The following is a 13,999-nucleotide window of genomic DNA, read 5'->3' on the forward strand; positions in this document are numbered from 1 at the left end:
GAGAAGCTCACGTTTCCTCTCATAACCCCTCATGTTTTTGCGTCCTAAAGTAGTAGGAACGGTAGTAAATACCGGCTTCCTGTTTAGGCAGCAGCCTTGGTTTCCTCCGTGTTCTCCACGGTGGTTTCCGCAGCGGCTACGGCGGTTTCTGCCTTGGCCGCTTCCAGCCGTTCCATTTCCGCCTGTGCGGAATTGAACGTGGCGTGTGCGTAATAGTTCAGCGTCATAACGATGTTGGCGTGTCCCATGATGTACTGTAAAGCCTTGGGGTTCATCCCGGCGTTTGCCATCCTTGTACAGAATGTGTGCCTCATGGTGTGGGGCGTCATTACCGGCGGCAACGGCTCCTTGTGACACTTGTTGAATTTCTTGGCGAGGCCCTTAAACATGGCGTCATAGTTGACGGCCACTTTCGGCAGGCCGTCCCGGTTCAGGAACAGGAAATTGCTGTACCCGTCAACCTCAATGGCCTTTGCGCCTCTGCGGTTCTGCAACACTCGCTGGAACGCTTCATACGCGGCTGCACTCATAGGCACCTGCCGAAATCCACTGTCCGTCTTGGGCGTTTCGATATAGTAGCCATCCTCTGTGCTTCTCAAAAGCTGGTGGTCTACATTGACAAAACGCTTTTCAAAGTTCAGGTCGGTTTCGGTCAGGCCGCAAAGCTCGGAAATCCGAAGCCCTGTTTCCAGCAGGATCACAACCTCGTCACAATACTTGGCATACACGGGATCGTCCTGCATGAATTTCAGGAGTTCTTCTTCCTGTGCGGGGGGTGAGAGGCACCTTTGGTTCCGTGTCGTCGTTGATTACGTCATTGATCGGGAAGTCAAACGGGTTCTTGCGGATGCAATCGTCCTGAATAGCCATATAAAAGATCGCTTTCAGGGAACGCTTGCTGTTGCAGATGGTGTTATAGGCAACACCCTGTTCCTGCATACGCAAGGCCCATTCTTTTGCGTCGGACAGCTTCACGCTGTCGATGCTGGCCGCCCCCAGCTTGTCGTCCGATAAAAGTTTCATCAACTGTTCGCGGCTTTTTTTCGTCCCACGCTTCACGTTTCCCCGCTGCCGGATGTACTTGGCATAAAGCTGGCAGACCGTCATTTTCTTGCCGATGGGGTCGATCCCGTCGGCAATGTCCTGTTGTATCTGCCTGACCTTTTCACGCAGAGAAAGGTCGGGGCGCTTCCCGGCAGGGATTTTGTCGGTGGGTACTAACTTCCATGAGTACACAAACTTGGGGTTTCCAAAGGCGTCCATATATTTGTAAGCGTATCTTCCGTCTGGTCGCTGGCTCTCTCCAGATTTCAAAAGGCGGCCTTTGCTGTCGCGCCTTTTTTCATCTCGTTCTTTTCTCGGCATATCGTCATGCTCCTTTCCATGACGGAAAGAGCCTTGACACGCTATAAGGATATTATAGCATATTCAAGGCCCGATTTCACTATATGGCGTCAAGGCTGTCAATAATTTTTTCAAACTGCTTCCGCTTGATTTGGATGCGGTTGCCGTTCATAATCACCCAGCCAGCGGTAGGGTTTTCCTCGGCCAGTTTACGCAGCTTGTTTTCCCCGACGCGGAAATATTTGGACGCTTCTTCAATCGTCAGCGTGTATTTTTCCCAGATTGGCACATCAGTATTATTCATACTTTTAGCCCCCTTTCCAATGGCTAAAAAAGTTTGTAGTTGCAAAAGGGGCCATAACGGACGGCTGCTGGCGCAGCTCCACGGGACTTTCACCCCCGCGTGGTTCTCACACGGCCATGCTCGTTGCCTGCGACGCTTTGAACGCTCGGACTACGACGGCAAGGGAGTATCATTGTCCTGCCTGCACGTCGTCGCCCGCAAGCTGCCACACTTGCTTTACGGCCCTGTGTTTTCCGCTCCGCTTTTCCCGTAGGGAAAAGCCTCATGGCGCACCAGCCGCCCGGCTCGGCACAGACAGAATGTGTCCGTTTTGCCCTATGATGCGCCGCCGTTATCTTGCGGGCATATTTGTCAAGGTGCAAGCCTGCGGCCAGCGGGTCGGCGGAAATGTGGAAAGGGAGTAAAAAGCGATTTCCGTTTCCGTGGCCGGGTCGTTACTTCAAATCAACGACGATGGCATGAATGAGCTTGATTTCCAGACGGCGCTTCATGTACTCGTCCACGCACACATAAGGGATGCCGTTGCTGTCGTACAAGGTACGGGTACAGAGCTTGTTTATGTAGCACTCGTAGTACCGCAGCACTTGTTCCATAGCTATTGCGTCCCCAGCGTGGGCGGCTTCCATCACCGAAAGGGGCAGAAGCTCCCTGCCGTTGAATGTGGGCTGCTTCATCCGCGTTACCTCCCTCCCGGCATTAACGCCATCAATTTCACGCGCAACTGTTTCAGGGTGCTTGTCCTGTGGCGCTGGACGGCGCTGCGGGACATCCCCACAAGACCGCCGATCTCGCCGTCCGCCATAGCCGCGACACAGTGCAGAATTAAAATCTGCTGCTCCTGCTCTGGCAAGGTGGCAAAGGCTCCGGCCACCAGCTCGTCCCGGATATGTAGGTCATAACCAAAGGCCGAGAATATAAAGCTGTCGCTGGGGTATTCGTCCAGCGTACAGAGCTTGTCCATTTCAGCCTGCGGCAAGGTGTCCAGTGACTTTTCCCGGTCACGGCGACGGGCCAGCTCCGACAGGTAGTTGATGGCCTCGTTGCGGAGAACGGTCTTGCAGAAAGCGTCCATCCGGTTCCGTTCCACATAGTCAAAGGTGTATTCATTCATCTTCTCACCCCCGATCTGCGGGAGAATGAGAAGATAAAGCTGCTTACACCACTCCTTTCATTGGCAGCAACATGGCGGCTCTGGCCCGCACCAAAGAGCCGCAGGAAACAACAAATTTCGCCCGGCAGGTCACAGACCCACCGGGCAAAACAGGAAGTGTTATGCACTTGATTTACATGGTATAATACATATTGATAGGCGTTTTTCCCCGCCTTTAGGAACAGGCTTTTTTTGACAGTACATGGTCTGTCATAATTTGTCGAAACGCTCTTTGCTTCATGGCGGCTCCCTCCGTGGGCCGCCAATCCCGTCAGCGTCAGGGCGTCGTCAGTATGAGGGCATAGAGAACGGCGGCCTTGATTTGCTCAAAGCCGCCGCGTTTTAGTCAGGCACGGGAAAAGGGCTGCTGCACGACGGCTTTTTTTCTTTGCCGTCGTCCGGCAGGATTTGGGGTATCTTTATTCTGATATTATTTTAAGGCCCAATTCTCGCAGAAATCTCACAGGAAAACAGGTTTTGACAAAATTTACCCCTTGAAATCTCGCAAGTTTGTGACATTTCAAAGTTTCTGAACGATGGCTTGCTGTTCGTGTCAGCAAAAGATAAGATAAAAGAAATTCAAAAAAACACTTTATCGTGAGGTTTCTGTGACATTTGGTTGATACTCTATAAAGAAAAGGATGTGAGCGAATGAGAATTTTAGTGGTTGAGGATGACCGCCTTTTGAATAATACCCTTTGCTATAATCTATCTGCCGCAGGCTATGAAGTAGATGCGGCTTTAACGAAAAGCGTTGCTGAACGGTTTTGCAGGAAACAGGAATATGATTTGATTGTCCTTGACATCAATCTGCCGGATGGCAATGGGTTTGATTTTTGCCGGGATATTAAGGACAGCCACCCGGACACCGCCGTAATTTTCCTGACAGCAAACGATATGGAAAGCGATATGCTCAAAGGCTATGAGCTGGGGGCGGATGATTATGTGACAAAGCCTTTCCCCATGAGCGTATTTCAGAAAAAAGTGTCTGCATTGCTGGCCCGGATCAGGAAGCAATCTAGCGGTGACTTCTACAACGACGGCAACCTGTTTATCAACTTTACGGAAATGACCGCAACGCGGGGCGGGGAAAGCATTTCTTTTACTCCGATGGAATACCGGCTTTTGAAAGTGCTGACGAAAAATCCGCAGATCGTTTTGACCCGGCAGGTGCTATTGGAAAAGCTATGGGATATTGACGGGAATTTTGTGGATGAACACGCGCTGACTTCCACAATCAGCCGGGTACGAAACAAAATTGAAAATCCAGATCATTCCTATATTAAAACCGTCTATGGCATGGGCTATATGTGGATTGGGGGCGGTAACAAATGAGGACAGAAAAACTCTCTGTCAATAAAGTGTGCATGGTTGTGTGTGTAGCCCTTTTTCTGCTTTCGGTCGCCATGTCATGTACCATTTACTTTTTGACGCGGAACATATTGGCGCTATGCTGCGGATTGCTCTATGCGGTTTTCGTCGCCGGGTGCATGGCTGCTTTTCTGGCCTTTGTGCGCCGGAAATTAACGCTGTTTTCGGACGCTCTGTGCAAGCTGTTGGACGATATGATGTCAGCAGATCAGACCCCGCCGCAGTACACAGAGGAAGAAAACCTGTTCTATAAAATCCAGCACCGGCTTTCCCGGCTCTATGATGTGCTGCGGGAAAGTAAGAGCAGTATTGCAAAGGAACGGGCCGACTTGCAGGAATTGATTTCGGACATCTCCCATCAGGTCAAAACACCGATTGCAAACCTGAAAATGCTGGATGCCACTTTGTTGGAACAAAATGTATCACCGGAAAAGCAGAGAGAATTTCTTTTGGCGATGGACAGCCAGTTAGACAAGCTGGATTTTCTCATGCAGGCAATGATTAAAACGTCGCGGCTGGAAGCCGGGGTAATTGCTTTGGAGCCGAAGCCGCAGGCCATCTATGATACTCTCGCTGCGGCGCTGGGCGGTATTCTGCTGAACGCAGAACAGAAAAAGATCGCGGTCACCGTGGAGTGCCCGGAAACGGTAACGGCAACCCATGATCGGAAATGGACAACCGAAGCCCTGTTCAACATTCTGGATAATGCGGTGAAGTACACGCCAGAGGGCGGGAAAATCCATGTGGCTGTGGTGTGCTGGGAAATGTATGTGAAGATTGATATTTCCGATACGGGCATTGGTATTCCAGAACAACATCAAGGGACGATTTTCAAACGATTCTACCGTGAGGACAGTGTGCATGACGCCCCCGGCATCGGGATCGGCCTATATCTTACCCGTGAAATTATCACCCGGCAGGGGGGCTTTATCCGTGTTGCCTCGGAAGTCGGCTCCGGCTCTACCTTTTCGGTGTTCCTGCCTCATTCTTGAAATGTCACAGGATTGCGACATTTCAAGGCATTTTAAGGGAAAATTCAGGGACCGCCGTGACATTTCTGCGAGGATTTCCTTTTACAATGGAACCATCAAAAAGAAAGGTGGTAGAACTTATGCCTATTTTACAGACAACAGATTTGAAAAAATACTATGGAGATGAGCCGAATATTACAAAGGCTCTGGACGGCGTTTCTCTTTCGATTGAGCCGGGGGAATTTGTTGCCATTATTGGCACATCCGGCAGCGGAAAATCCACATTGCTGAATATGATGGGTGGTCTGGATGTTCCTACTTCCGGCAAGGTTATTGTGGATGGTAAAGATTTATCTACATTGAATGAGGAACACCTTGCGATTTTCCGCAGGCGAAAAATCGGATTTGTGTTTCAAAACTACAACCTTGTTCCCGTTCTGAATGTGTATGAAAATATCACTCTCCCGGTTGAACTGGACGGAGATACCGTGGATAAAGCGTTTATGGACGATGTAGTTCGTATGCTGGCTTTGGACGATAAACTAAGCAATATGCCGAACAATCTTTCCGGCGGCCAGCAGCAGCGCGTCGCTATTGCCCGTGCCCTGATTTCAAAACCAGCTATTGTTTTGGCGGACGAGCCGACGGGTAATCTGGACAGCCGGACGAGTAATGATGTTCTTGGCCTGCTGAAAGCTACCAGCCACAGATTTCATCAAACTCTTATCATGATTACTCATAACAACGAGATTGCCCAGCTTGCGGATCGTATTATCCGTATTGAGGACGGCAGAATTTCAGAGTAAGGTGGTGAAAAAGAATGAACGACATTTTATTTGGCAACAATAATGGCCCGATTCTTAAAAAATTGACAAAAAGAAGTTTGAAAGCCAATAAACGGCGAAACTTTTTTCTTGTTATGGCAATCATGCTTACCACCTTACTGATCGGCTCTGTTTTCAGCGTTGGCATGAGCCTTGTTGAGTCTGTAAAAATGGAGCAGATAAGATTTGCAGGTACAATGGCGCACGCTGCCGTAGGTCATCCGACGACGGAGCAGATCAAGCGGCTTCACACATTGGACTATGTAAAAGAAGTTGGTACTGGTAACAGCGTTGGCGTTGTTCAAAATACAGCAGATATGGGAAATATCAGTTTGACCCTTCACTATTTCGACAAGACCGAATGGGAAGAACTGCGCGCCCCCGCCTATGTTGATATAGTAGGGAACTATCCTGAAAAAGAAAATGAGATCATGGTTTCTCGTGGAGTGCTGGAACGGATGGGAATTGATACCCCATCTATTGGCATGGAGATACCCCTCAACTATTACACAGATAGCGAAAACAGAGATTCCATAATTCAGGAAACTTTTACCTTGTCGGGGTGGTTCACAAGCTATGCGTTTGTCCAATCAACGGAGACTGCCGATGTGATTTTCGTTTCTCATGCGTTATCACAAAGATATGGAAAGACCGTGGAAAAAGATGGTTCTGCTTCGATTCTGTTTGCAGATGAGTCCAGAGTTTCAGAATATTGTAACGCATTAGTGGCCGATTTAGGGTTAGCAGAAAATCAACCTGTTGCAATGGTACAGCTTTATGAAGCAGATGCTGGTCAGGGAACCGCTACTTTGCTTTCCTTATGTGCTATTGTGGTTTTCCTCATTTTTACAGGCTATCTGCTGATTTATAATATCCTATACATTTCCATCTCCCATGATGTGCAGTTTTATGGGCTTCTCAAAACGATTGGGACGACGCCAAAACAGATCAAGCGTATTGTTATTCGGCAGGTTATACGCCTTTGCCTTATTGGAATACCCGTTGGCATTATCCTATCATTGCTGCTTTCTTTAGGGGTGGTTCCATTCTTGATTTCAGAACTTGGAGCCATTTCCACAGAAGAAGCCGTTGTATCATTCTCACCGATTATCTATGTAGGAGCAGTGTTCTTTCCTTTGCTTACTGCTATATTAGCCGCATCAAAACCTGCAAGAAAAGCCGCGAGTATTTCTCCCATAGAAGCGCAAAAATATACGGGAGTTATAGGCACTGTGAAACACATCCGAACACTGGCACACGGCAAACCGTATCGTATGGCTTGGCGGAATATTTTCCGGGATAAAAAACGTGCAGGAGTGGTATTGTTCAGTTTGTTTTTAGGAGTGACGACCTTTCTATCAGTGACAACATTGGTTTTTAGCACGGATGTTTCAAAGTATATTGATTCTGCTTTTGAAAGTGATTTGGTACTGGATAATGAGACTTGGCCCGCGCAGACGTTGGATGATTCATTAGTGGAACAGCTCATGCTAATTCCCGGAGTTGAAAATATACACGCTACAACGTGGGAAGAAATGCGGTTGGATTACTCGGATGCGTTTAGAGGATATATTGCTAACCATCCCATGCAAGAGCAGATTTCCGCTTTGTCAGAGCAAGATATTGAGGACAATTTCAATGGATTTCTCATTGGAGTTGATGGAGAAACCCTAACAAAATATCGTGACAGACTTGGAAACCCCATTGATATTGAAGCATTTGATCGAGGAGAAATTGCTTTGATTGCCACCGATAATCCCGAATTATTCTCAAATGTTCAAGAGCTGAATATTACCCCTTCTTATCGAGAAGAAAACAGCGTTTCCAATCAGCAAGAATACAAATTTGTTCTTGGTGGCTTTGTTCCGTTCAGCTATAAAGGCATTGGCTCCAGCCTTGCGCCAACCGTGATTGTGTCAAATACTATTATGCAGGAATGGTTTGGAGAACCGGCCGTAAAACAGCTTGACATGAATGTTGCCAGCGGGTATGAGAAAAATGCTTTCATTGCATTGAAGCAGATTATAGGAAACAATTCTGGAATTTCTTTGACATCAAGAATTGAGTCTATGGAAGAACTGGATCGTGCAAAAATGGCCGTACTGGTTCTTGGTGGAAGCATTTCGTTTGTAATCGCACTTATTGGAATACTTAATTTTGTTAATGTCATGTCGGTTAGCGTTGTGGCCCGCAAGCGTGAATTGGCAACGCTTGAATCTATTGGAATGAGCCGTAAGCAGGTTCGGAAAATGCTGATAAGTGAGGGACTTTACTATGCAATAATCACTCTGGTTCTTGTCTTGTCTGCTGGCAATCTGATTGCATACGGTATCTTCAAATTATTTCAGCAGCAAGTGAGCTTTGCGGTATTTACCTATCCGCTTATTCCGGCGGTCAGCATTATTCTGGTGATAATGATAATCTGCTTTATAACGCCGGAGAGGATGTATCGCTCTCTTAGTAGAGAAACAATAACGGAGCGATTAAGGGAGACAGAGTGATAGCAATATAGGAAATCCCCTGCGCTTTCTTCAACAAGGGTACTGTCGTAGAACGCCTGCGGACAGCGGAATAAGCCTCGTTCTCTACGCATTTAAGCCGCTGATAGGCCAGCCGTGACAAGGTTTTCCCAGTGTGGTCGGCAAGCAGGCGGGACAGATTATCCAATCCCCGCCAGAGAGGACTTCAAAATGCGTAGGAAAATGTTTCCGCCGCTGGTATTTCTGCCGGTTCTGTGTTATGCTGATACAAGCATAAAAAAGACAGGAGTGGACAGGATGGCCGAACAGGAAATGTTGCTGGACAGCGCCACGATCAAGGCCGCCGTCGCAGGCGAGAAGTGGGCCACGGAAAAGGTGATTGAACACTATGCCCCCATGATCGACGAGCTGGCCGTGGACGAGGATATGAAGCAGCACTTGATTATGAAACTGTTGGAAGCCCTGCCGAATTTCCCGATGGAGCAGGCATAAAGGCAAAAAAACAGCGCCGGACGCAGAGGCCATATAGCCCCCGCGCCCGGCGCTTCGTTATGCTTTACTTATTCGTCCGTGAAATGGAACTGCCGCGTCGCAAAGTCGGCGTCGGTCATGGTGTCCAGCTTGGCAAGGGTCTGGCGGGCCAGCGCCGCCATTTCCCCATCCATATCCGGCAGCGCGGCATGGAGCTTCGCCATCGTCCTGCGCCGGTCGGCATTGTGATACAGACAGATCAGGTTTTCTTCCTCCACATTAAACTGCATTGTCATACCTCCAATTCGTTTTTCTTGGTGCGGGCCGGGGCCTTTTTCGGGGCTTGGGCCTGCTTATTTTCGGAAAGCTGCTTTCGGATGGAAGCGCGGGGCCGCCGCACTTCCTTGTCCCGGTTCTCGTCCTTGCCTATCATGGCATATATCCCGTGCCTGTCCTTGATGCCAGTAAAAACCAGCGATTTGTAAGGCAACATGGAAAAGAGGCGGTCGGTGTCCTTGCTGGACGCAATCTGCGTAAAGTACGGGGACAGCTCTACCATGAAATGCGTCTTGTTGGGGCTGTTCGGAGTGGACAGCTCTTTCATTCCCGCAACAATGCGCTGGGCTTCGTCCCGGATCAGGCGGTCGTGCAGTGCCGTGACATGGGATTTGAAGTCGCCCGGTTGAAGCTGCTCCCGGCCTTTCTGTTCCTGCCGCAGCACTTCCCGCAGGTGTTCCGACTCATTGGGCTTTGCCTCATACCGCAGGAACGCCCCCAGCTTGGGGTCGGGGTGGCCGTCAAAGTACAGCTTGGCAGGCTGCTCCCGGTCGCCCTTTTCATAGTGCAGAGTGATGGTGTCGGCCTGTACCGCCTCGGCTGCGACGTGCCGGAAATGCTGGGGATAGTCCAGCTCATAGAGGTTGCCCCGTATCTTTCCGCCCACCTTGCCGGTCAGCTCCACGGCGTAGGCCAGAATACGGTCACGGGTTTGCTCTCCATAAAAGCGCCATGTGTTATGCTGCCGGGTATCTTGCAGGAAAACGTCGCGCTCCCGGAAACAGTACGTCCCGGACGGGCGGGACATCCACAGCAGCGTTTTGTCCTCGGCCCTGTCGCTGGCGGCGGCCTGCCGGATGATTTCTTTGTCAATCTCAAAATCATTGCGGTAAAAGGCGGTGTTCTGCCGCATAAGCTGTTCCAGCGCGGCCAGCACATCCACATTTTCAAACTTGTTCACGGCTTCACACCTCCAATTCCTTTGATTTTTCCCGCTGCGGCGGCTTCTTGGCCTGTTCCTCCTTGGCGGCTTTGAGCTGCGCCCGGATGGACGGTTTTTTCTGACGCTGGGTGGTCTTGGCCTCCGTGCGGGTCTGCTTCGGCTTCTTGTCCTCGGCCTTGGCTGCCTCGGCCACATCGAAAAGGGAAATCTGTTCCCCGGCCTTTGCTCTGGCTTCCAGTTCCCCCATCGACGGGGCATTGTTCAGGGTGCCGTCAATCATGTTGTAATTTTGCTCGGTGGACATTTCAGCGGTCTTGATGGGGCTTTCCCGCATAAACTCCGGCACAGGGGTAAAACCGATGCTGTCACAGTAATGGGCTTCCTCCTTGCCGCCGCGATTTATTACAACAACATCCGAAACGGATAGGCTGTGGCCCCGGAAGTCGGCAGGGCGGTCGTCGGCGTTGAACGTGCGGTAAATATTCTCCAACGTGGTCTTACCGTCCAGCGGGGCCGTGTAGACAAGCTCATAATTTTTTCTGTCCACGGCCAGCCCTGCGGCCTGCAATTCCTCATAGGAACGGTAACGGAAATCGCGCCCCTCCGGGCCGGCAGGCACTTGATAGATGGAAAAGCTGTCGCCCGGCTCCGGGGGATCAACGACAAAATAGGGGTTCTTCCATTGAGAAAACGGCATATCCGGCATGGCCTTGTAGCTGCCATTTTCTTGCACATAGGGCCGTACCCGGTCAAAACCGATTTCCTTTGCCACGCGGGAGAGGCTTTCCAGTACCACAGGATCGTCCCGCAGCCGTTCCATGCGGGTGAAGTCCTCCACAAGATAGTTTTGGCCCGCCCGTACTTGGAGAATATCGGCGGCGCTCATGCCATCCTTGCTTTCCACGCCCAGCGTCAAATGTGCGTAGGGCTGTCCTGCGTCGTTAAGGTCTTGGGCCTTGTTGTACAGCTCCTTGACGGCCTCCTGCGTCAGCTCCCCGGTGTTGAGCTGATCCAGCAGTTCCCGGCGTTTTTCTTCCGTCCCGGCATAAAGAACCGCCCCGATTTTTACAGTGCCGTCCGTCTGCGGGACATAGGCTTGCAGCAAATACAGATTTTCCGGGCTGTCGCTGCGGATGGCGGCGTGTACCCGGTAGACACATTCCTCCGGCTCGGCTTGGGCCTGTGCCATCTGCGCCTGCTGCTGCCGGATGCTGCTGCGTTGCAGCTCCGTGGGCTTCTCGCCGGTAAGGGGCTGAATACTTGAAATGCGGTCGGCGGCGTAATAGGCGTTCCCATTCAAAAGCCGCTGCCATGCCCCGACGCTTGGCGCCCATCGGAAGCCGTGTTCTTTCAACTGCTGGCGGGCGTCGGCGTCCGGCTTATCTTCAAAGAACACCTGCAAACGGCTCTGTTCCCGGTTGGCCTCCACATGGCCGCCCTCAAACTCCCATCCCACATAGACGGTTTCTCTGGCGCGGGTCAGGCTGTCGATCCGCTGCCGGATGCGGCGGATTTCCGCGTTGTTGTTGGACAGCTCCCAGCTCTGAAAGGGTTTCTTTTCATAATCAGCATAAGCATGAGGCCCACGCCGCCGATCAGCAGCGCCCCTTTCCAGTGACGGACAAGGAACGACGCCCCCTTTTTGCTTTCCTTGGCGGCTTTCTTGGCGGCTGCGGCGCTGGCCTGCGCGGTCTTGGCGGCGGCTCCCGCCGCGCCCTGTGCCGTCTGGCCTGCGGCCCTCGCTGCTCTGGCGTAGTCACGCTTGATTTTCTGCTTCTGCCAGAACCGGGAAACGGGGTTGCTCACCGCCTGCGCCAGCTCCGGGTTATCCCGCAAAGATTTCTGGTAGATATACTCGGCGTTGGCGGCAATGGATTTCCGTTCCGCCTTGGCTGCGGCCCGGTAGGGTTTGAGCTTGTGGCGGCGGATGCCGCTGCGGATGGCCCTGCCCGCCTGCCGTTCGGCAAGTTCTTCCCCCTTGTGGCCGCCCTCCACGCCCACATTTTCGCCCTCGACTTCATGGATTTTGCCGTGGACGAACAGCCCGGCTTCCTGAACCGGGCGGCTCATGGGATTGGGCTTTAGCTTGGGGGCCGGTTTCTCCACCTTGTCAAAGCGCAGCTTGGTCTTGGCCCTGCCGGATGCCTTGTCGTAGACGGTTTCGGTGGTGACAACGCGCTTTTGGGGCAGCGCGTTTTTGGCAGCGTCCAGCTTATCCGCCTTTTTCTCTGCCTTGTGGATGTACTTGGAAAGCTGGGGGTCAGCCCGTTCCTCGGCGGTAAATTGCAGCCGGGAAGATGGCCGGTGCAGGGCTTCGCCTGCCTCCGTCACCACGTCCCCGGCGTCCTTGGCCGCCCGTTTCGCCTTGCGGCGGTCGCGGATGTCCCCGGCCCGTTCCAGTACCTTTTCCGCAGCGCCGCCCGGCTCGGCAGCAGAATATTCCTGCTCGGCCTCCCGGCTGGACACGTTGACGCTCTCGCCGGTGGTCTGGTTATCCAGCGTCAGGCCGTCGCGGGTCATGCGCTGCGTCACCTTGTCACGGGGTTTTAAGGGCTTCATGGCAAATCACCTCCTTTTTCGGCCCCGCGCCTCATACCGTGGCCCCCTCGCCTAACCGGGTCGTCATAATCCTGTAAAGCTGGGTGTTCTGCGGGATGGGGTTCTTAAAGGGCAGGATCACGTTCTCGTAAATCAAAAGCCCCTCGCCGGGTTCCGAATTGTCCACATACCGTAGCTGCTGCGGGGAAATGTTCAATCGCTCCGCAAGGATTTTTCGGTCGCCGGACGCCTGATTTAGTATGCACTGTCAAAAAAAGCCCGCCCCCGGCTACGGGGACAAGCGGCCATGAGTATGCACTATACCATGTAAATCAACTGCATATTATTTCCTCTTTCGCCCGGTGGGTCTGCGACCTGCCGGGCGAAATTTGTTGTTTCCTGCGGCCCGCGCCACCAGCCAAAACTTTTTCAAGAAAATTTCCAAAAAGTGGCGTTTACCGGGTAGCTGGCGGCCTTTCATTTGTATCTTTGGCGGAAAGGGAGAGAACCACCGAAATCCCCCATAGAAAGGGGGTGAAAAGATGGAAACGATCCCCCGCAATGACTTTGATACGCGGAACCGCTATGACGCTTTCTGCAAGGCGGTACTCCGCAACGAGGCTAAAAACTACCTGTCGGAGATGGCGCGGCACCGCGACCGTGAAAAGTCGCTGGAAGCCCTGACCCAGCAGGAATTGGACAAGCTCTCCGCCGTGGATCATTACCCCAGCGACAGCTACGTTTTTTCGTCGCATGGATATGACTTGCGGATCGACAACGAGCTTGTGGCCGAGGCTTTCGCCACCTTGCCGGAACAGGAACAAAGCATTTTGATTTTGCACTGTGTTCTGGATATGGCAGACGGAGAAATCGGCAGCCTCATGGGAATGTCCCGCAGCGCCGTCCAGCGCCACCGCACAAAGACTTTGAACGAACTGCGGCAGAGATTGGAGGACAACGGAGGGAGGAAACAGGCATGAAGCAGCCCACATTCCACGGCAGGGTGCTTCTGCCCCTGTCTGTCTTTGCAGAGGCCCGCGCTGGTGATCCGCTGGCAATGGGGCGCATCTTGCGGTACTATGACGGCTACATGAATAAGCTGTGTACGGTCAAAAAAACTTCCCGTTTTTCAACGGGATATTATGCCCTTCATACTGAACTATCATGCCATGATTTACACGAACTAAAAAGAAACGCACTTGCTGTTGGGGCTGTTGTCCCATTCTGCAGGTGCGTTTTTCTATATAGAGGAACCCCATCATTCCCACGTTGTAGGGGGCCGCCCGACCAGTCTGAATTTCTCGCAATTCAGACTGATCGGAGGTAA

13 protein-coding genes and 3 pseudogenes are annotated in these 13,999 nt (G+C 51.8%); 6 read left to right on the forward strand and 10 right to left on the reverse strand.

From position 1 onward, the window contains the following. Window positions 1-158: 158 nt before the first annotated feature. The 4 genes and pseudogenes from H6A12_RS03015 to H6A12_RS03030 all read right to left on the reverse strand — a co-directional run. Window positions 159-1,365 (reverse strand): annotated as a pseudogene (locus H6A12_RS03015) (tyrosine-type recombinase/integrase); the annotation flags it as partial. Window positions 1,366-1,444: 79 nt separating this feature from the next. Then, the gene (locus H6A12_RS03020; RefSeq protein ID WP_087154949.1) at window positions 1,445-1,648 is read right to left on the reverse strand and encodes an excisionase; all 204 of its coding nucleotides are present in this window, start codon (window positions 1,646-1,648) and stop codon (window positions 1,445-1,447) included. Window positions 1,649-2,082: 434 nt separating this feature from the next. Further along, window positions 2,083-2,322, reverse strand: a complete 240-nt coding sequence (locus H6A12_RS03025) for a helix-turn-helix domain-containing protein (protein ID WP_144364363.1) — start codon at window positions 2,320-2,322, stop codon at window positions 2,083-2,085. A gap of 5 nt (window positions 2,323-2,327) precedes the next feature. After that, window positions 2,328-2,759, reverse strand: coding sequence for an RNA polymerase sigma factor (locus H6A12_RS03030; protein ID WP_204444622.1), 432 nt, complete (start codon window positions 2,757-2,759; stop codon window positions 2,328-2,330). Window positions 2,760-3,449: 690 nt separating this feature from the next. Here H6A12_RS03030 and H6A12_RS03035 point away from each other — a divergent pair. From H6A12_RS03035 to H6A12_RS03055, 5 genes are all read left to right on the forward strand, one after another. Beyond that, on the forward strand, window positions 3,450-4,133 hold the full coding sequence (locus tag H6A12_RS03035; protein ID WP_204444624.1) for a response regulator transcription factor: 684 nt from the start codon (window positions 3,450-3,452) through the stop codon (window positions 4,131-4,133). Then, complete coding sequence (locus tag H6A12_RS03040) at window positions 4,130-5,161, forward strand: sensor histidine kinase (RefSeq protein ID WP_204444626.1); 1,032 nt, start codon at window positions 4,130-4,132, stop codon at window positions 5,159-5,161. The genes H6A12_RS03035 and H6A12_RS03040 overlap by 4 nt, the downstream gene beginning before the upstream one ends. A 119-nt stretch (window positions 5,162-5,280) precedes the next feature. After that, window positions 5,281-5,946, forward strand: a complete 666-nt coding sequence (locus tag H6A12_RS03045) for an ABC transporter ATP-binding protein (RefSeq protein WP_204444651.1) — start codon at window positions 5,281-5,283, stop codon at window positions 5,944-5,946. 14 nt (window positions 5,947-5,960) lie between these two features. Next, window positions 5,961-8,465: an ABC transporter permease gene (locus H6A12_RS03050; protein WP_204444628.1), complete on the forward strand. Its 2,505-nt coding sequence runs from the start codon at window positions 5,961-5,963 to the stop codon at window positions 8,463-8,465. Window positions 8,466-8,741: 276 nt separating this feature from the next. After that, on the forward strand, window positions 8,742-8,936 hold the full coding sequence (locus H6A12_RS03055; RefSeq protein WP_177310995.1) for a helix-turn-helix domain-containing protein: 195 nt from the start codon (window positions 8,742-8,744) through the stop codon (window positions 8,934-8,936). Between the two features lie 68 nt (window positions 8,937-9,004). Here H6A12_RS03055 and H6A12_RS03060 read toward each other — a convergent pair whose 3' ends face one another. From H6A12_RS03060 to H6A12_RS03080, 5 genes and pseudogenes are all read right to left on the reverse strand, one after another. Then, window positions 9,005-9,205 carry a transposon-transfer assisting family protein gene (locus tag H6A12_RS03060; protein ID WP_204444630.1) on the reverse strand — a complete coding sequence of 67 codons (201 nt, stop codon included), beginning with the start codon at window positions 9,203-9,205 and terminating at the stop codon, window positions 9,005-9,007. A 2-nt stretch (window positions 9,206-9,207) separates the two neighbouring features. Continuing rightward, a complete protein-coding gene (locus tag H6A12_RS03065; RefSeq protein ID WP_204444632.1) occupies window positions 9,208-10,152 on the reverse strand; it encodes a hypothetical protein in 945 nt (314 codons plus the stop codon). A 4-nt stretch (window positions 10,153-10,156) separates the two neighbouring features. Further along, window positions 10,157-10,789: pseudogene (locus H6A12_RS03070) on the reverse strand (YodL domain-containing protein); the annotation flags it as partial. Between the two features lie 824 nt (window positions 10,790-11,613). Continuing rightward, window positions 11,614-12,693, reverse strand: coding sequence for a hypothetical protein (locus tag H6A12_RS03075; RefSeq protein ID WP_430623626.1), 1,080 nt, complete (start codon window positions 12,691-12,693; stop codon window positions 11,614-11,616). 31 nt (window positions 12,694-12,724) lie between these two features. Further along, a pseudogene (locus H6A12_RS03080) lies at window positions 12,725-12,934 on the reverse strand (hypothetical protein); the annotation flags it as partial. 280 nt (window positions 12,935-13,214) lie between these two features. On the opposite strand from H6A12_RS03080, the gene H6A12_RS03085 reads away from it, so the two are divergent. Then, window positions 13,215-13,652, forward strand: a complete 438-nt coding sequence (locus tag H6A12_RS03085; RefSeq protein ID WP_204444635.1) for an RNA polymerase sigma factor — start codon at window positions 13,215-13,217, stop codon at window positions 13,650-13,652. 129 nt (window positions 13,653-13,781) lie between these two features. On the opposite strand, the gene H6A12_RS13380 is transcribed toward H6A12_RS03085, so the two are convergent. Next, the coding region (locus H6A12_RS13380) for a hypothetical protein (protein ID WP_243415276.1) at window positions 13,782-13,999 on the reverse strand (218 nt) is incomplete at its 5' end.

This window comes from Merdimmobilis hominis (assembly GCF_016901855.1).
In the GTDB taxonomy this organism is placed as follows: domain Bacteria; phylum Bacillota; class Clostridia; order Oscillospirales; family Ruminococcaceae; genus Paludihabitans.

Bases quoted from the DNA above. Each gene is read 5' to 3' on its own strand.
- H6A12_RS03020 (WP_087154949.1), bottom strand. From the start codon at position 1,648: ATGAATAATACTGATGTGCCAATCTGGGAAAAATACACGCTGACGATT.
- H6A12_RS03025 (WP_144364363.1), bottom strand. From the start codon at position 2,322: ATGAAGCAGCCCACATTCAACGGCAGGGAGCTTCTGCCCCTTTCGGTG.
- H6A12_RS03030 (WP_204444622.1), bottom strand. From the start codon at position 2,759: ATGAATGAATACACCTTTGACTATGTGGAACGGAACCGGATGGACGCT.
- H6A12_RS03035 (WP_204444624.1), top strand. From the start codon at position 3,450: ATGAGAATTTTAGTGGTTGAGGATGACCGCCTTTTGAATAATACCCTT.
- H6A12_RS03040 (WP_204444626.1), top strand. From the start codon at position 4,130: ATGAGGACAGAAAAACTCTCTGTCAATAAAGTGTGCATGGTTGTGTGT.
- H6A12_RS03045 (WP_204444651.1), top strand. From the start codon at position 5,281: ATGCCTATTTTACAGACAACAGATTTGAAAAAATACTATGGAGATGAG.
- H6A12_RS03050 (WP_204444628.1), top strand. From the start codon at position 5,961: ATGAACGACATTTTATTTGGCAACAATAATGGCCCGATTCTTAAAAAA.
- H6A12_RS03055 (WP_177310995.1), top strand. From the start codon at position 8,742: ATGGCCGAACAGGAAATGTTGCTGGACAGCGCCACGATCAAGGCCGCC.
- H6A12_RS03060 (WP_204444630.1), bottom strand. From the start codon at position 9,205: ATGCAGTTTAATGTGGAGGAAGAAAACCTGATCTGTCTGTATCACAAT.
- H6A12_RS03075 (WP_430623626.1), bottom strand. From the start codon at position 12,693: ATGAAGCCCTTAAAACCCCGTGACAAGGTGACGCAGCGCATGACCCGC.
- H6A12_RS03085 (WP_204444635.1), top strand. From the start codon at position 13,215: ATGGAAACGATCCCCCGCAATGACTTTGATACGCGGAACCGCTATGAC.